General features: G+C 44.8%; 6 protein-coding genes and 1 pseudogene. 1 reads left to right on the top strand and 6 read right to left on the bottom strand.

Going from position 1 to position 19709, the window contains the following annotated elements; all coding sequences use genetic code 11:
- Window positions 1-231: 231 nt before the first annotated feature.
- The 4 genes from HMPREF9389_RS04090 to trpX all read right to left on the bottom strand — a co-directional run bounded on the left by HMPREF9389_RS04090 (window position 232) and on the right by trpX (window position 3350).
- A complete protein-coding gene (locus tag HMPREF9389_RS04090; protein ID WP_002930093.1) occupies window positions 232-966 on the bottom strand; it encodes an ABC transporter permease in 735 nt (244 codons plus the stop codon).
- A complete protein-coding gene (locus HMPREF9389_RS04095; RefSeq protein ID WP_002930092.1) occupies window positions 963-1712 on the bottom strand; it encodes an ABC transporter ATP-binding protein in 750 nt (249 codons plus the stop codon). The genes HMPREF9389_RS04090 and HMPREF9389_RS04095 overlap by 4 nt, the downstream gene beginning before the upstream one ends.
- Before the next feature lie 220 nt (window positions 1713-1932).
- Window positions 1933-2232: an AbrB/MazE/SpoVT family DNA-binding domain-containing protein gene (locus HMPREF9389_RS04100; RefSeq protein ID WP_002930091.1), complete on the bottom strand. Its 300-nt coding sequence runs from the start codon at window positions 2230-2232 to the stop codon at window positions 1933-1935.
- Window positions 2233-2342: 110 nt separating this feature from the next.
- A complete protein-coding gene (trpX, locus tag HMPREF9389_RS04105; protein ID WP_002930090.1) occupies window positions 2343-3350 on the bottom strand; it encodes a tryptophan ABC transporter substrate-binding protein in 1008 nt (335 codons plus the stop codon).
- A 529-nt stretch (window positions 3351-3879) separates the two neighbouring features.
- Between trpX and fbpA the strand changes: the two are divergent.
- Window positions 3880-5528, top strand: a pseudogene (gene fbpA, locus HMPREF9389_RS04110) (Rqc2 family fibronectin-binding protein FbpA).
- A gap of 184 nt (window positions 5529-5712) precedes the next feature.
- Here the strand turns inward: fbpA and HMPREF9389_RS0111320 are convergent.
- Both HMPREF9389_RS0111320 and HMPREF9389_RS04115 read right to left on the bottom strand, forming a co-directional pair.
- Entirely contained in the window at window positions 5713-13287 is a 7575-nt protein-coding gene (locus HMPREF9389_RS0111320) for a CshA/CshB family fibrillar adhesin-related protein (protein WP_032906487.1), read from the bottom strand.
- A 344-nt stretch (window positions 13288-13631) separates the two neighbouring features.
- A complete protein-coding gene (locus tag HMPREF9389_RS04115) occupies window positions 13632-19532 on the bottom strand; it encodes a CshA/CshB family fibrillar adhesin-related protein (protein WP_002930087.1) in 5901 nt (1966 codons plus the stop codon).
- Window positions 19533-19709: the final 177 nt, after the last annotated feature.

Below are 19709 nucleotides of genomic sequence, written 5' to 3'. Positions count from 1 at the left end.
ACGCGGTACCATCCGTTTTTTATCTGGCAAGCCAGACCTTACTTATCAATCCTAGAGCAAGTGAATTCGCCTAGCTTTCATCTAGAGAGCTTTCAGTCGATGGCTCTCCTCCCTGTTAAACTTCCCCTAGGTTACTGGTCTTGCGGATTGCTATTTAGTTACATTTCATTCTAACAGATTTCTAAACATTTCGCAAGTTAATCCAGCTGATTTCTACATTGAACTAAACCTCTACCCTTTCATCCTCTTTTTGAAAATCCAGACAGAAGGGATAAAGAATAGGAAAGCATAGAGCAGAACCCAAAAAAGATGAGGCAAAAGCGAATTCAAATCTTGAGCCAATGCCAACTGAACAGCCTTTGCTGCATGGGCAAATGGCAAGGCATTGCAAAATGCTTCAAAACCACCTCCTATCATCTCAATCGGAAGCACTGCTCCACTTAGAAAAACCGTGGCATTGACAAGAATAGTTCCAAAACCACTGACTGCATTACTGCTAGAGAAAGCTGAGCCTAGCAGCAGTCCCAAGGAAATAAAGAGCAGAGCTACTGGGATCAAGACCAAGAGGACGTACAAAGTTCCCAGATTTAAGGATAAGCCAAAAATCATTGCAGTTGCAAAACTAGCTATGCCCTGTAAAAGAGCCAGAGGCAGAACTGGAATCGAATACCCTAAGATATAATCCACACTTCTAAGCGGTGTAGATAGGAGACGCATGAGAAAAGAGCAATTGCGATCCGTGGCCATTAAACTGCCAACAAAAATAGTTAGCCAGGAAGCACCAAACACCATCATACTTGGAGCAAAATTTTCAATGGAAAATATAGCTGGCATCCCTTTGAGGCTCTGTTTCATAAGGGACAGGGCGATAATCAGAAAGACAGGAAAACCAATTCCCATCAGACTGCTGACATAATCACGCATGATTTCTTTGAAATTGCGCTTTGCAAAAATGAAGGCTCTCATGCTAATTCCCCTCCTTCCGTATAGGCCAAAAAGGCCTCTTCAAAATCCTTCTTACCGGAAGCTTGTATAATTTCCTCTGCTGTCCCCAAGATCTGCACCACTCCCTTATCCATAATGCAGAGTCGGTCGGCCAAAGCCTCGGCTTCTTCTAGATAATGGGTGGTCAGAATCACTGTAACTTTTCCCTTTAGTTGCTCAATATTCTTCCATAACTCCCTTCTAGCCCGTACATCTAGCCCCAAGGTCGGCTCGTCCAGAAACAGAATCTTGGGCTGACTGATTAGAGCCATTGCAATACTGAGCTTGCGCTGCCAGCCACCTGACAGGGACTTGGCCTGATCATGCTGCCTATCCGTCAGGTCAAATGTCTCCATCAGATGCTCTGTCTTTCGCGCCGCATCTTCCTTAGAGAATCCATATAGACGAGCAATCATCTCCAGATTTTCCTTGACTGTCAGCTTGGGAGCAACAGCTGTTTCCTGAGGTGAAACATTAATCATTTCTTTGACAGCACCTTCCTCCTTGCGAACGCTATGACCTAGCATCAGGGCATCTCCTGCTGTCGGCTCAACTAGACAAGACAGCATCTTAATCGTTGTTGTCTTCCCCGCACCATTAGAGCCCAACATAGCAAAGAATTCACCCTCTTCAATTTTTAGATTCAAACCATCAACAACCGTTTTTGAGCCGTATTGTTTGGTCAAATCCTGCATCTCAACTGCATACATAAGGACATCTCCTTTCATCAGATATGAGGAACTAAAAAACGAAATGTAATTTAAAGATATGACTTTGACATCTAAAGTTAGTCACAACTTACTCATTTAGCTAAAAACTAAGCTATTTTAACTCAATCTCGAAAGAGTTTGGTATAAGTTGTATAACTTCTTATACTTATTATACACCTATTCATTAGTAGTAGCAAATAAAAGCAAAAGAAAAAATCTGCTTGAGCAGATTCCGATTTTATAAATCACTTTTTGAACTTTTGTCTCCATTGAAGGTCTGATTAAATAGATCTTCATAGAGCTCGTAACGCTGGATGGCAATACCTTGCTGGGCATCTGCAAAGAGGACCAGAGCATCCCCAGGTCGAATTTCAAACATATCTCTCACTTCTTTTGGAATGACAATCTGCCCCTTGGGGCCAACCTTGACCGATCCCATATAGCGGTTTTTTTGAATATCTTCTTCCATTCTTTCTTGACTAACTCCCTTTCCGCTTCTATCTCTTCGTAAAATCCACTGGAGCAAACTGTACTTCATTTGCTCTTCCCATTCACTTGAGCCAATTCTATTATACAACTGCGAGAAAGGTTTTACAAGAAGAGACTATCGAGAAAAAGAAGCCTGTCAAGCAACAGACTTCCTTCTTTCTATTTAATAACCTGACCTGCTTCTTTCAGAACATCTTCTGGTACAGTAATGCCAAGTTCTTTGGCATTTTTGGTATTGATAACAGATTTACCTGTATCAAAAATATCTACTGCAGTATCAGCAGGTTTAGCACCTTTAAGGACTTTAGCTGCCATTTTACCAGTCGCAACACCTAGGTCATACTGGTCTACAACGACAGAGGCAAGACCTCCTTCTTCTACCATGGCTGTCGCACTTGGATAAATTGGTTTCTTAGCTTCTTTATTGCTGGACACAACTGTAGCAAAAGCTGACGCAACGGTATTGTCAATTGGAATCCAGATAGCATCAACCTTGCTAGTCATGACATTCATGGTTGATGCAATTTCATTGGTCGAAGGAACAGAGTATTCCTCTACCTTGAAGCCTGCCTCTTCAGCCAATTTTTTGAACTCTTCTACCTGAGCTTTGGAGTTATCTTCGCTGCTAGAGTATAGCGCACCGATAGTTTTGACATCTGGAGTCAATTTTTTAATCAGCTCTAGCTGTTGCTTAGCTGGATTGCGGTCAGAGACACCAGTGATATTGCCACCTGGCTTGTCAAGATTTTTCACTAGGTTTGCTCCGACCGGATCTGTGATAGCTCCCATGACGATAGGCTTGTCCTTAGTAGCTGCTGCCAGTCCTTGTGCAGACGGAGTCGCAATCCCAATCAGCACATCGTTGTCATTGGATACCAGCTGCTTGCTCATAGTAGAGACCTTACTCTGATCGCCCTCAGCATTCATAAAGTCAATCTTAATCTTGCCTCCCTTATAGCCTTCCTCAGCCAGACCATCCTGAATCCCCTTGTAAATCAAATCCAGCGAAGGGTGGCTGACATACTGCAGCACGCCTACCTTGACTGTCTGACTGTCACTACTAGTCTTAGTAGTGTTGCCTTTGCTGTTCAAGCTGGAATAGACAATCCCACCGATTGCCAAAACGGCCAAAAGGCCTAAGATAGTTACTAATCGTTTGTTTTTCATGTTCTTTCTCCATTTCTATGTTTTATATTTTCTATCAATCCCTAGGGACGCCATCGTTTAAACATAGGCAATTCTCCTTGTTTTTTATAATAAGCAACAAAAAATCCTCACACAGGTATTCTGTGTGAGGGCGAAAATCGCGGTGCCACCTCAATTATGGAAAATAGCTAATATTCCCCATATCTCTGTCTTGTCATCAAACAAGCTGCACTGTAAGGTGTGCCTACCGAATTCTTATTGTTTCAAATTCATTTTATCAATTAGCCCAATTTCGTAAAGATTTGCTGCTCATTTCCACCAACCACAAGCTCGCTAAAAACAAATGCATCTACTACTTTTCTAATTTCCTATATTTTAAGTTTTTCCTGAAAGGATGTCAAGACCTTTTTGAAAATTTTTATAAAATGTTCGGATTTGATTTATCGAGGCAGTTATAGGCAAAAATTAAATTGCTTTTTGGCGAGACTTTAGAAGCTTTTAGCTTGGTTTTTTGTTATAATTTTCTATAGCAAGTTTCAAGGAGAAAAGCATGTCTTTCGACGGATTTTTTTACACCACATGACTGAGGAGCTCCGCCGCGAATTAGTGGGCGGCCGCATTCAGAAGATTAATCAGCCCTTTGAACAGGAGCTGGTTTTACAGATTCGCAGCAACCGCCAAAGCCACAAGCTGCTCCTATCTGCCCACTCGGTCTTTGGGCGCGTCCAGCTGACTGAGACTACTTTTGAAAATCCAGCTGTTCCAAATACCTTTATCATGGTTATGCGTAAATACCTGCAGGGCGCTGTCATTGAAGCAATCCAGCAAGTGGAGAATGACCGGATTTTGGAAATTAGCGTCTCCAATAAGAACGAAATCGGCGATAGCGTGGCTGTGACTCTGGTCATCGAAATCATGGGCAAGCACAGCAATATCATCCTCTTGGACAAGGCTAGCGGTAAGATTATTGAAGCCATCAAACATGTTGGTTTTTCACAAAATAGCTACCGAACTATCCTGCCGGGCTCAACTTATGTCGCACCGCCTCAGCCAAGCAGTCTCAACCCTTTCACTGTAGGCGATGAAAAACTTTTTGAAATCCTGCAGACTGAGGAAATAGAGCCCAAACGCCTGCAGCAAATTTTTCAGGGATTGGGTCGGGATACAGCTACCGAACTCAGTGGCCGTCTGACAGCTGACAAGCTCAAAACTTTCCGAGCCTTCTTTGCCAGTCCGACTCAGCCAAGCCTGACCGAAAAATCCTTCTCTGCTCTGCTATTTTCCGACAGCAAGACCCAAATGTCCACGTTATCCGAGCTTTTAGACACTTTCTATAAGGACAAGGCGGAGCGCGACCGGGTCAACCAGCAGGCCAGCGAGCTTATCCGCCGAGTAGAAAATGAGTTGGAAAAGAACCGGAAAAAGCTGGGCAAGCAAGAGGAAGAGCTCCTAGCAACGGAGAATGCAGAAGAATTCCGGCAAAAAGGGGAACTCTTGACCACCTTTCTCCATCAGGTGCCCAATAATCAGGACCAGGTAGAGCTGGACAATTACTACACAGGTGAGAAGATTATCATCTCGCTTGACAAGGCCCTAACCCCCAACCAAAATGCCCAGCGCTATTTCAAACGTTACCAGAAGCTCAAGGAAGCTGTCAAACACCTGACCAGCTTAATTGAGGAGACACGGACTACAATTCTTTACCTAGAGAGCGTAGAAACAGCCCTTGCTCAGGCCAGCCTGACTGAAATTGCAGAAATCAGAGAAGAACTAATCCAGACTGGCTTTATCCGACGACGCCAGAGAGAGAAAATCCAGAAAAGACAGAAACCAGAGAAATATTTGGCAACAGATGGCCAAACCATTATCCTAGTCGGCCGCAACAATTTACAAAATGATGAGCTGACTTTTAAGATAGCCAAGAAAGACGAGCTTTGGTTTCACGCCAAAGATATTCCAGGCAGTCATGTGGTCATCACAGGTAATCTTCAGCCCAGCGATGAAGTCAAGACTGACGCTGCCGAGCTAGCGGCCTACTTTTCCAAGGCCAGACTCTCTAATCTGGTTCAAGTAGATATGATTGAGACTAGAAAACTCAACAAACCAACCGGTGGAAAGCCAGGATTTGTCACCTATACGGGCCAGAAAACCCTGCGTGTCACACCAGATGAAGAAAAGATTAAAGGCATGAAGATGTAGACTTGTCTTTTTTGAAAATAGGTCATTCTTGGCAGCGAGCCAGGCATTAGTAAACGGAAACATTCTGTTTCTCTCTATCACGCTAATTATGTGATACTAATAAAGAGGTAAAACTTACGTTCTACCTCTTTTTGCGTTCTCGTGAAATTCTCTTGTTCAATAAGGAAATTTCTTCAAGCTTGCCTTAGTCTTCAGACTTTTTCTTTCTCTTCTCTAAGCCAATCAGTCCTAAACCTGACACTCCTGCAAGTAAGCTTGCTGCCAAGTAGGAGGTTTCTTCTGTACCGGTCTTAGGAAGAACTTTTGCCCCCTCACTCTTAGAAAGTGATGGCGGTGCAGGTGTAATCGTCCGCTCTGGCTGAACAGGAGCTTCTGTCACAGTCGGAATGTAGACTGCTGAAATAGTCTGACCATTGCGGTCTTTACGAACAACAGTAACACCATCCGCTTGACCGACAAAGCCAGCTTCCGGTACAAAGGTCACTGTACCATCTGGCGCAATCGTGTAAGTTCCTTGGCCTGGAACAAGCTTTTCGGTGCTGCCATCCTCGAAAGTTGGCGGAACGGTTGGATCCACGTCTCCTTCAAAGATAGGTTTACCAGTCTGAGGCTGGCCTTTAAGACCTGTGCTACTGGTATCTTCTGTATCAGTACTTCCCAAAACAGTTGGGGTATAAGTAGCTGTCACGGCATTACCATAAATGTCTGAACGCTTCACGACAACTCCGCGAGCAGTTCCGACAAAGTCTGCTTCCGGCACAAAGGTCACTGCTCCCAGAACGGTAAACCTATACGTTCCCTCACCTGGAACAACCATTTCTGTGGTGCCATCCGCAAAGGTCGGAGCTACTGCCTGGTCAATCGCCCCTTCAAAGGTTGGCGTGCCAGTTTGAGCTTGTCCCTTGCGTCCGCTAGATACACTGTCCTTGCTAGTTGATGGTGCAACCACAGTCGGAACATAGCGAGCCGTCACTGAGGTGCCATTCTTATCACGACGGACAAGAGTCACACCGCTTCCCTGACCAAGGAAATCAGCTTCTGGAGTGAAGGTGACTGTACCGTCTGGTGCGATAGTATAGGTTCCCTGACCTGGAATGGTCTTTTCCTTGCTTCCATCTTCGAAGCTTGGTGCAATCGTCTCATCAATTGGCACAAGTGGATCACCTGCTTCAAAGACAGGTTTGCCAGTTTGAACATGACCTTTGATATTCGTAGAGGTCGCATCTTTACCAGTTGGAGTTACCTTGACAAACTCTGGACTGTAAGTCGCAGTCACAGATGTGCCGTTCTTATCGACACGTTTTACAGTGATTGGATCTGGTTTACCTACAAACTGCTTGTCTGGTGTGAAGGTCACTGCCCCATCTGGAGCAATGGTGTAAGTTCCCTGACCTGAAATGGTCTTCTTTTTGCTTCCATCTTCGAAGGTTGGCTCAACAGTCTCATCAATTGGAACTAGTGGGTCCGCACCTTTGAAGGTTGGAGTGCCTGTTTGCGGAAGACCTTGTGGGCCAGTGCTGGTCGCATTGGTAGCTGTAGGAATCACTTCTTTCACTACCGCTTGGTACTTGACGGTAACAGCGGTGCCATTGGCATCCGTACGAGTCAATTCGAGTTCTGGTGTTTCACCCTTGAATTGTTTGTCTGGAGTGAAAGTAACCTTGCCGTCCGCATCCACTTCGAACTTACCGACATTCGGTACTTCTTTGACAGAAGAACCATTGTCAAATAACGGAGTCGAACCAGCCGGGAATGGAACAGAGTCATGGCCTGGGGTGAAGGTGACTTTTCCTTCTTGAACCTGACCCTGCAGGCCTTCTGTCTTCTCACCAGTTCCTGTAGGAATCACTTTAGTGAACTCTGGACTGTATGTTGCAGTTACTGGCGTGCCATTCTTATCGACGCGTTTTACAGAGATTGGATTCGGTTTACCTACAAATTGCTTGTCTGGCGTGAAAGTCACTGCGCCATCTGGAGCAATCGTGTATGTTCCTTGACCCGGAATAGTCTTCTCCTTACTTCCATCTCCGAAAGTTGGCTCAACTGTTTCATCAATTGGAACTAGTGGATCACCACCCGCAAAGGTTGGAATGCCAGTTTGAGGGACACCTTGAGGACCTGTGCTAGTCGCATTGGTGCTGATTGGAGTTACCTTGGTAACGGTCGGTGTATAAGTAGCAGTTACTTCAGTACCATTCTTATCCACACGTTTCACAGTGACTGGTGTTGGTGTACCAATATACTGTTTCTCTGGAGTAAAGGTGACAGAACCATCTGAGTTGATAGTGTATTCCCCTACTCCCTGAACAATCTTCTTAGACTGACCGTCTTCGAAGGTCATTGGAGAATCCATATCAATTGGAACAGCTGAGTCGCCAGGAGTGAAAGTAGGCGTCCCCTTTTGTGGTTGACCTTGAATGCCAGTTGATTCAGCATTGGTGCCAGTTGGGGTTACTTTGGTCACTTCTGGGGTATAAGTAGCAGTTATTTCTGTGCCGTTAGCATCGACTCGTTTAACCCTAATAGGTGTCGCCTTGCCAGTGAATTGCTTATCTGGAGTGAAGGTAATGGAACCATCTGAATTAATGGTATAAGTTCCTTGATTAGCCACTACCAAAGTATCAGTCCCATTTTCAAAGGTCATTGGCTTGGTCATATCGATTGGAACCGCTTGGTCACCTGGACTGAAAGTTGGCTTGCCACTTTGCGGTTGACCTTGAAGGCCGGTTGATTCAGCATTGGTGCTAGTAGGCATTACCCGTGTTACCGTTGGCGTATAGGTAGCAGTTACTTCTGTTCCGTTTTTATCTACACGCTTAACAGTAACTGAAGCTGGGGTACCCACATACTGTTTGTCTGGGGTAAAGGTGATAGTACCATCTGAGTTGATGGTATATTCCCCTACTCCTTGAACCGTCTTCTTAGGTTGACCATCTTCAAATGTCATTGGAGAATCCATCTCAATCGGAACAAGTGGATCACCACCTTGGAAGCTTGGGCTACCTGTTTGCGGAACACCCTGAGGACCTGTGCTAGTCGCATCGGTGCCTCTTGGAACCACTTCTTTCACCACTGCTTGGTATTTGACTGTAACAGGAGTGCCATTGGCATCGGTGCGAGTCAATTCAAGTTCCGGTGTCTCACCCTTAAACTGCTTGTCTGGCGTGAAGGTCACTTTACCTTCTTGAACTTGACCTTGCAAGCCTTCTGTCTTGTTTCCAACACCAGTTGGCTTTACAGCCGTTACTGTTGCTTGATATTTTGCCTTAGCAAGGGTACCGTTGACATCTGCACGACTGACTTCAATTTCTGGCGTTTTACCTACGAATGTCTTAACCGGTGTAAAGGTAATATTACCATCAATATCCACTCCAAACTTGCCAACATTTTCAATTTCTTTCACATTGGTACCAGTGTCAAAAACTGGCGGATTATCTGCTGAAAAGCCTACTTCTGGTCTTCCAGCTTCAAAAGTAATCTTACCATTCTGAACCAATCCTTGTGGACCTTCAGTCCGATCGCCAGTTGCGTTTGGAATAACTTCTTCAACAGTAGGAGTATATTTAGCTGTCACTTCGGTTCCATTCGCATCTACACGTTTGACCGTCACTGGGGTCGCCTTGCCAGTAAATTTCTTCTCCGGCTTAAAGGTAATGGAACCATCTGAATTAATGGTATAAGTTCCTTGATCAGATACTACTAACGTGTCCGTACCATTTTCAAAGGTCATTGGCTTAGTCATGTCGATTGGAACTGCTTGGTCACCTGGGGTAAAGGTCGGCTTGCCGCTTTGTGGTTGTCCTTGCAAGCCTGTTGACTCAGCATTGGTGCTTCTTGGTGTGACCCGTGTTACCGTTGGCGTGTAAGTAGCAGTAACTTCAGTGCCATTCGTATCTACACGTTTAACTGTAACTGGTGTTGGTGTACCAACATATTGCTTTTCTGGAGTGAAAGTAATCGAGCCATCTGACTCAATGACATAAGTACCGACCTTGTCTACCTTCTTAGTTGTTTGATTATCTTCAAAGGTCATTGGTTGGGCTATATCAATCGGCACAGCTTTGTCACCCGCAGTGAAAGTAGGTGTACCTGATTGTGGTAGACCTTGAAGACCAGTGCTAGTCGCATTGGTACCTGTTGGAACCACTTCTTTCACCACTGCCTGGTATTTGACGGTAACTGGTGTGCCATTCACATCTGCTCGAATCAATGTCAGCTCAGGAGTTGTCCCCTTAAACTGCTTGTCTGGAGTGAAAGTAACCTTACCATTGGCATCCACTTCAAATTTACCAACGTTTAGGACCTCTTTAACAGTCAAACCATTGTCAAAGAGCGGAGTTGTTTCAGCTGGGAATGGTACAGAGGCATGACCTGGGGTGAAGGTAACATGACCTTCTTGAACCTGACCTTGCAATCCTTCTGTCTTATCACCAGTACCAGCCGGAGTTACCTTGGTAATAGTTGGCGTATAGGTTGCTCTTACTTCTGTGCCATTTTCATCAACTCGTTTGACCGTCACCGCGGCTGGGGTACCCACATATTTCTTATCTGGAGTAAAGGTAATAGAACCATCTGAATTAATGGTGTATTCTCCCACGCCCGAAACAATTTTCTTAGGTTGATCATTATCAAAGGTCATTTGCTTGTTATAGTCAATTGGGACCGCTGAATCACCTTCCTCGAAGACTGGCGTCCCTGTTTGTGGAAGACCTTGAGGACCTGATGAAGTAGCAGGTGTGCTGGTTGGTGTAACCTTGGTCACGTTCGGTGTATAGGTAGCAGTCACTTCTGTGCCGTTGGCATCGACGCGTTTAACCGTAACTGGTGTCGCCTTGCCAGTGAATTGCTTAAGTGGCTTGAAGGAAATGGTATCATCTGAATTGATAGTATAAGTTCCTTCATTCGCCACTTCCAAGGTGTTCGTGCCATTTTCAAAAGTCATGGCTTTGCTCATGTCAATTGGGATTTGTTGGTCACCTGCAGTGAAAGTTGGCTTACCACTTTGTGCTTGACCTTGGAGACCAGTCGATTCGGCATTGGTACTTCTTGGTGTTACTTGGGTTACCTTAGGTTGATAACGTGCTCGGTGTGCTTTACCATCGGCATCGCTGACTTGCACTACCACTGGGTCTGGCGTGCCATAAAAAGTCTTGATAGGCTTGAAGGTCACTTGGCCGGTATTTGGATCCAATTCATAGGTTCCCACTTGCTGGCCATTGGCCATGGCAGGCACCGTGTTGCCTGCTGCCGGCTGACCGTTAGCATCCACAAAGCTGGCAGGATGAGTAGCATCTGGCGTGACAGGGGTTGTATTCGCATCATCATCGTTAAAGACTAGCGTTTTATTTTGTTCCAGTCCCTGAAGACCACTTGATTCGTAGTTTGGAATCTTACGAACTGTCGGCACATAACGGCCGTCCATACTAGTCAATTGTTCATTTTTATTAGGGTCAGAAGCATCCGTCGAAGTCCATCCAGTTGATGTACCATTGCTGTCAGTCCAACGGATGTTAACTCCGTCAGCAGTTCCAGAAAAGTCCGCATTTGGTGTGAAGGCTACTTGCACGTCATTGCCATTGTTGGTCACTACATAGGTCCCTTCTGGACGAATATAAGTCGTGCCATCCGCTGACTGTAAAACATTGCCCTGATTGTCTAAGACTTGAGGCGCTTGGGTGCTCATAACTGCATTGACACTGTCGTCTGAGCGATCCGTTCCTTTAGGTGTGAAGTGAAGGACAGCAGTTTGAGTCTCGCCTGTAAAGCCATCCGTAGTCTGCTTCTCCCCCTTAGGAGGATAAATACGATGCAAGAGCATATCTTCTACTTCACCACTAAAGGCAATACCTGTTGGCTTCTCAATATCGCCTGCATTTGTGGCAATACGGAAACGCATACCCAATTCATTTACTTGTCCGCCACTAATATTTTGGTTGGCATTGAAGGTCAAGGTATAGTCACCAGCAGTTGTAACCTCTTGTAGATTGCTACCTTCGCTTTCACTGAAGACTCCATCATTATTGAAGTCTATCCAGGCCTTGACATAGGATTTAGCATTACCATTTGGATTAGCTTTGATTTTAATTGTGTAAGTTCCATTTTTGGCTTTATCTAAATCTAGCAAATCATTAGAAGTACTTAATTGATCGTCTGCTAGTAATTGGTTGGCTCCCTCGTCCTTATGCTCCTTTTTATCGTCCAGAACCCAGTCATTGGATGACTCAACATCTATATCAGCTGGCGTTGTCCCTAAATAAGGTTGCTTAATAAGGGCGTTGGTCACCGAGTCACGTCCCGAAATGGTATGGAAGGCTTCGCCATAACTCTCAGGCCCATCACTCCCATCTACCACGAGGAAGCCCATCATCATGGCTTGTTGCCCAGATGAAGCTACATAGAATCCTACTTCAGAGGCCCCACGCGTCATCACGACAGGAACCGTCCGTTCGTTAGAACGATTTGGTCCGAAGACCTGAGTACCCAGACCTCCTGTCACAGTATCTGGACTGAGATATTTATACCAGTCTACGCTCTTATCTTTTAAGATTAAAAGACCCCTTAACTTAACGTCCTCATCATCCAACATTTTTTTGGTGATAACCGTATAGGCTTCTTTGGCCGGGCTCTTCAACTTCCATTCACCCATGTATTCCCAACCCGTACCGTTAGTGGTAAAGATTGCGAATTCACCTGGATTGGCATCTTCACCATCGGCCATAACCACCGTAGGGGCCACCCGCTTACCAAGATAGGTAGCCTCAATATCGAATTTTACCCCCCAGTTGGTAGAGTTTTTTGGATAAACCAATTGGGTCTTTCGATTCTGAGTATTGAAGCCTTGGGCACGTATGGTCGTCCATTGGTTCTGGGCTGCCCCTGTAACTGATGGAGGTGTTTTACCATAATCTGGCGCAGATTTTAAGAAGCCATTCTCAGCGTTGGGGTTATAGGTCCCCTCTGTTGCAGTACCTGCGACCCGTTTTCTATAGATTTCAGTCGAGTTAAAAGGCTTGAGCTCTTTGACCGTTAAGGTCACCACATAGCCAGGTGAAATCTCTTTTGTGAAAGTGGTCCCTACCTTAAGGCCACCGCTTTGATTCAAGTTTTTCCAACTTGCACTATCTGAAAAATCAAGCCAACTAATCTGTTTGGCTAATTGGGTACTATCTTTCTTGACAGATTCCTCCAAGCTTGGTTTAGGTACTCGTGGCGTGGAGGTAGCATCATCTGCCCCAGCTGGTCCAGTACCTATCGGAACTCCTGTTGTTACGCTGTTCTGTTGTCCAGTAGTTGCCGCATCTCGTCTCACGCGACGAGAGCGATTAGGCTGAGCTAGATCTGCGGTTGCTTCTGACTTTTCAGCCGCGTTAGATGTTTCTGTCTGAACAGTGATTGGTTGAGTATTCTCAACTGGTTTAGTTGCTGTAGATTCAGTAGATTCTTCAACTTTCTCAGACTCTGAGCTTCTTGGACTAGGATTATCATCTGATTGAGGGTTCTCAGTAACAGACGCAGATGCTGTACTTTCTGTATTTTGTAAATGTTCAGAAGCTTCTGCTTCAGCAGAAATTACTGGTGGTTCTGCTATGTCCGTTTGAGTAATCTCATTTTGGGTACCAGAAACGCTAGCTTCATCAGCGCTAACCTGCGCAGCCGCTCCCAAAAGAAGCAAGGTCGATAAGAGCACAGAACAAACACCGACGTTTAGTTTCCGAATCGAAAACTTACGCAGGTGCGGATTAAATAAATCTTTTCCCATAATAATCTCCTAAATTATCATCTAGTTACAATAGTTTTATTATACAACATTCCTTTTTACTTAGCTATATATATAACTATAATTATATAAATTTTTCAAAAAAATAGACACAAAGCGTCTTATAGTCTATTTTTAAAAAACAACAGAAAAAATAAACCATAGAAAAATCATTATAAATTAAATAAATCTGGGAATATTTCTGATTCTACTTTAATGTTTAACATTTTAGAATTGCTATTATTATAAAGTTTTTAAGAATTTTTCTCTTTGGACATAAAGAAAAAAGATTCACTAATGAATCTTTCCTCTTTTAATTTAGCGGTTAGAACCTAAGTTCTCACCTCTTAATCTTCAGACTTTTTCTTTCTCTTGTCTAAGCCAATCAGTCCTAAACCAGATACTCCCGCAAGTAAGCTTGCTGCCAAGTATGAGGTTTCTTCTGTACCAGTCTTAGGAAGAGCTTTTGCACTCTCGCTCTTGGAAAGAGACGGCGGTGCAGGTGCAATCGTCCGCTCTGGCTGAACTGGAAGTTCTGTCACAGTCGGAACGTAAACCGCTGAAATCGTCTGACCATTGCGGTCTTTGCGAATCACTGTCACGCCGTCAGCTTGACCGACAAAGCCAGTTTCCGGTACAAAGGTCACAGTGCCATCTGGCGCAATCGTGTAAGTACCTTGACCTGGAACAGCCTTTTCGGTGCTGCCATCCTCGAAAGTTGGCGGAACGGTTGGATCCACATCTCCTTCAAAGATAGGCTTGCCGGTCTGAGGCTGGCCTTTAAGACCTGTGCTGCCGGTATCTTCTGTGGCAGTACTTCCCAAAACAGTTGGGGTATAGGTAGCTGTCACGGCATTGCCATAAATATCTGAACGCTTCACGACAACTCCGCTAGCAGTTCCAACAAAGTCGGCTTCCGGTACGAAGGTCACTGCTCCCAGCATATTGAACCTATATGTTCCCTCACCTGGAACAACCTTTTCGGTGCTGCCATCCGCAAAGGTTGGTGCTACGGCTTGGTCAATCGCCCCTTCAAAGGTTGGAGTGCCCGTTTGAGCTTGACCCTTGCGACCGCTAGACACACTATCCTTGCTAGTTGATGGTGCAACCACGATCGGAACATAGCGAGCCGTCACTGAGGTACCATTCTTATCACGACGGACAAGGGTCACACCAGTACCCTGACCAAGGAAATCTGCTTCTGGAGTGAAAGTGATTGTTCCATCTGGTGCGATGGTGTATGTTCCCTGACCTGGAATGGTCTTTTCCTTGCTTCCATCTTCGAAGATTGGTGCAATCGTCTCATCAATCGGAACCAAAGGATCACCTGCTTCAAATACAGGTTTGCCGGTTTGAACATGACCCTTGATATTTGTAGATGTGGTATCTTTACCAGTTGGAGTTACCTTGACAAACTCTGGACTGTAAGTTGCAGTGACTGGCGTACCGTTCTTATCAACACGTTTTACTGTGACTGGATCGGGTTTTCCTACAAATTGCTTGTCTGGTGTGAAGGTCACTGACCCGTCTGGGGCTATGGTATAAGTTCCTTGACCTGGGATGGTCTTCTTCTTATTACCATCTGCGAAAGTTGGCTCGACTGTGTCATCGATTGGAACCAGCGGATCACCACCTTGGAAGAGTGGGGTACCGGTTTGAGGTACACCCTGAGGACCAGTGCTAGTCGCATCGGTGCTGATTGGAATTACTTCTTTCACCACCGCTTGGTACTTAACTGTAACAGGGGTGCCATTGACATCAGTGCGAGTCAATTCGAGTTCCGGTGTCTCACCCTTAAACTGCTTGTCTGGAGTGAAAGTCACCTTGCCATTGGCATCCACTTCAAATTTACCAATATTCGTCACTTCTTTAACTGCAGCACCATTGTCAAACAGCGGAGTTGAACCAACAGGGAACGGAACTGAGTCATGGCCTGGCGTGAAGGTCACTTTTCCTTCTTGGACTTGACCTTGAAGTCCTTCAGTCTTGACACCAGTACCAGTTGGAGTTACTTTAGTGAACTCTGGACTGTAAGTGGCAGTGACTGGAGTACCGTTCTTATCAACACGTTTAACTGTGACTGGATCTGGCTTCCCTACAAACTGCTTGTCCGGGGTGAAGGTCACTTTACCATCTGGAGTGATAGTGTAAGTTCCTTGACCTGGAATCACTTTTTCCTTATTACCATCTTTGAAGCTTGGCTCAACTGTTTCATCAATCGGAATCAATGGATCACCACCTTGGAAAGTTGGGGTGGCAGTTTGAGGCACACCTTGAGGACCAATGCTCGTCGCATTAGTACCTACTGGTGTCACTTTGGTAACGGTTGGAGTGTATGTAGCCGTTACCAGGGTTCCATTTTTATCAACACGTTTCACAGTGATTGGATCTGGCTTGCCTACAAACTGCTTCTCTGGCGTGAAAGTCACTGAGCCATCTGGAGTGATGGTGTACGTTCCTTGACCTGGAATGGATTTCTTCTTGCTTCCACCTTCGAAAGTTGGCTCAACTGTTTCATCGATTGGAACTAGTGGGTCACCACCCGCAAAAATTGGGGTGCCAGTTTGTGGAAGACCTTGAGGGCCAGTGCTAGTCGCGTTAGTGCTGGTTGGCGTTACCTTAGTCACAGTTGGCGTGTAAGTTGCAGTCACTTCCGTGCCATTTTTATCAACACGTTTTACTGTAACTGGTGTTGGTGTGCCAACATACTGTTTCTCAGGAGTAAAGGTAATAGTACCATCTGAGTTGATAGTGTATTGCCCTACTCCCTGAACAATCTTCTTAGACTGACCGTCTTCAAAGGTCATTGGAGAATCCATGTCAATTGGAACAGCTGAGTCGCCAGGAGTGAAAGCAGGTGTACCTGATTGTGGGATACCTTGAGGACCAGTGCTAGTCGCATCGGTGCTATTTGGAATTACTTGAATCACTGTAGGTTGGTAAACTGCTTCTGCTGTAGATCCATTCTTATCCCTTACACGAAGACGTACAGGAGTAGGCGTTCCATGGAAATCAGGTGCAGGTTGGAAACTAATATCTCCATTAGCTTGAACAGTGTAAGTTCCTTGTAGCTTGCCACTTGCATCATAAACAGACAGACTATTAGATTGTTGAATTTGCCCATTAACTACAAATTGTGGTCCCTCTGGCGCTAAAGGCACCGTCGCAGTCTGTCCATTAATACTTGCTTGACCTGGAGTAAAGTTTAGGTGACTCGTTTGAAGTTTCCCTTGTAAACCGGTAGACTGTGTATCTTGACCTGTTGGGGCTGCGGCCTTAACTTCAGCTTGATAAGCAGCGGTTACTTCAGTCCCGTTCATATCAACACGTTTAACAGATTCAGCACTTGGACGGCCAGTATAACTAGGAACTGGTTGGAAGGTTACACGACCTGCGCTATCAACCATATAAGTTCCAACATTCGTAACAACTTTAGTTGTTTGACCGTTATCAAAAGTTGGAGCGACTGCCTCATTAATTGGCACACGATTATCACCTGGCATAAAGATCAAATTACCAGATTGTTCAGCACCTTGAATACCTTCAGAGCTTGCTCCTTGTGCTGTTGGAACAACACGCGTTACTGTTGGTTGATAGGTTGCACGGTGCTCTGTTCCATCGGTATCATGCAATTGTAGGTTAACCGGGTCAACTGTCCCCACAAATGACTTATTCGGAGTGAAAGTCACACGCCCAGTAGCTGGATCTAATTCAAAGGTTCCCACTTCTTGGCCTTGCGATGTTGCCTTCGCGCTTGTTCCAACAATACGATTGCCATCAGCATCCAAGAAAAAGACAGGATTCGTTGCAGATGGTTGAGCGGGAGTCTTAGCAGGATTGCCATCATTAAAGACAATATCTTGCACTTGAGACAAACCTTGTGCATCCGTCGAACGATGTTCCGTGAAATTCAAAACAGTCGGAATATAGCGGGCATCCATATTATTCAACTTATCGTTGATAACAGGTTCTCCATTATTCTTCGCAATCCAATCTGTACTTGCACCATTAGTATCAACACGGCGGATATTAATTCCTTGAGTAGTACCGATAAAGCCAGTGCTAGGTTCAAATATCACATCCACATTTGCACCCTTGGCTGTTACTTTATATCGTCCCTCAACAGTACTGTACCAACCGTCGCCATCTGCTGTTAATGTATTGCCAGCATTATCCAAAACAAGAGGTGCTACAGTTGTATCAATAGCCGCTTTCTTGCTTTCATCATTTTGATCAATACCTTGAGGTGTAAACTGAAGAGTAGCTTTCTGACGCTGGCTGATTATTCCTGAACTTTCCTTCTTTTCTCCCTTTGGTGGATAGGTCAAGATGACTTCTAAGTCTTCAACTTCCCCACTAAAGGCTGTTCCTGTAGGTTTTTCAATATCTCCCTTATTCAGGGCAATACGGACCCGCATTCCCAACTTGCTAACTGCAGGATTGGTCATCGCTGGATTATTCTTAAAATTAACAGTATAGTCACCAGCCGTTGTTACTTCAGTAAATTCGCTGGCCTCATTTTCATCAAAAACACCATTTTGATTGAAATCAATCCAAGCACGGACATAGGCCTTACTATTGCCATTGGCAGAGGCTTGGAGACGAACTGAGTAGTCACCATTTTGAAGACGATTAACTCGGAAGAGGTTATTTGTCTTACCGGTCAAATCTGAAGGCAAGAGCTGATCAACCCCTTCGTCTGCGTGATCAGTATCGTCATCATGCCTCCAGTCATTACCAGAGGTAGTATCAATATCAGCTTCAACTCGTCCCAAGAATGGCTGAGGAGTCCTTGCACCTGTATTGGCATCATAACCAGAAATAGCATGAATAGCATTTCCATAAGAAGCCGGTGCATCTCCCTCATCAACTACCATAAAACCAATCATAGCAGCTTGCTGACCAGAAGAAGCAATATAAATCCCAACTTCTGAAGCGCCACGTGTCATCACAATCGGAACTGTGTGATCTTTAGAAGTATTAGGACCAAAGACCTGAGAGCCCAAGCCTCCTGTTTTTTGATCTGGATTAGTAAAAGCAGTCCAGTCAATGACAGGTACAGTCGCATTATCCCCTATATATTGACCATATCTGTTAGGGTTCATTGGGTCATAAGTGTCGGTAATTACAGACCCATCTGGCCGAACACGTTTCCATTCTGCCAAGTGTTCCCATCCTTGGCCGTTGGTCGTGAAAATAGCATACTCCCCTGGGTTGGCCTCTTCTCCATCTGCCATGATAACTGTTGCTTTTACAGGTTTCCCAAGGTAAGTCGCTTCTACCTTGAATTTTATTCCGTAGCTAGCACCATTTTTAGGAACTTGTAATTGAGTCTTTCGGCCATTGGTGTTAATCCCTTGGTCTCGGACAGATGTCCATTGATTCTGCTCCGCTCCTATAATTTTCGGTCTAGCCGAATCACCTTCGGCTTCTTGCTTTTTATAGTCTTCATTTACATATCTGAACCAAGTGTTTTTCGCATTCGGATCATAGCTGTTTTCATACTCAGTACCCTTGACGCGGTCACGATAAATCTCTGTTGAGTGGAAGGGTTTTAATTCCGTCACTGTCAGTTTTATACGATAACCTGGTGAAATTTCTTTTTCATAGACAGTACCAACTTTAAAGGAATCATCCGTATCTAAGTTACTGATGGCGCTTCTATCACCAAGATCCAGCCAGTTGATCTGCTTCATCAAGTCTGTCGGGTTCTTTTTTTCAGAATCAGCCAAAGTAGGCTTCTCAATTGTGTTGTTAGGATCACCATCTCGCAGACCAGTAGGTGCAGCATCCCGTCTTACCCGACGAGAGCGACTAGGCTGAGGAGTCTCTGCGACTGCTGCTGGTTGAGCAGGAGCTGGTTGGATATTCTCATCAGACTTAACTTCTGTGGGAACACCTGCTTGTGAAGAGGCAGTTTCTGCCCCCGGCTGCTCACTTGTTGACTTGCCATCTGAATCAGACCTTGCTGTCATTACAGCAGATGCATCTTCTGCCTGAGCTGAAATAGTGGCAGGATTACTTTCCTCAGCTGGTGAATTTAGCGGTTCTGCAGTACTTACTGAGGAATCAGCTATACCTGTTTGAGAAACCTCGCTTTGAGGCCCAGAAGAAACAGTCTCATCAGCGCTAACCTGCGCAGCTGCTCCCAAAAGAAGCAAGGTCGATAAGAGCACAGAACAAACACCAACGTTTAGTTTTCGAATCGAAAACTTACGCAGGTGTGGATTAAACAAATCTTTTCCCATAATAATCTCCTAAATAATCATTTAATTACAACTGCTTTATTATACACTATTCTATTTTGCTTAGCTATATATATAACTATAATTATGGAATTTTTATCGAGAAATAGACACTTTTTTAAAAATGGTCTATTTTTAAAAAAAGAAAGATCCATAAACGAATCTTTCCTCTTTTAATTG

The organism is Streptococcus sanguinis SK355 (genome assembly GCF_000212855.1).
Classification (GTDB): domain Bacteria; phylum Bacillota; class Bacilli; order Lactobacillales; family Streptococcaceae; genus Streptococcus; species Streptococcus sanguinis_A.
The sequence above is the reverse complement of the archived record's forward strand: the minus strand, read 5'-3'. Positions and strand labels throughout refer to the sequence as shown.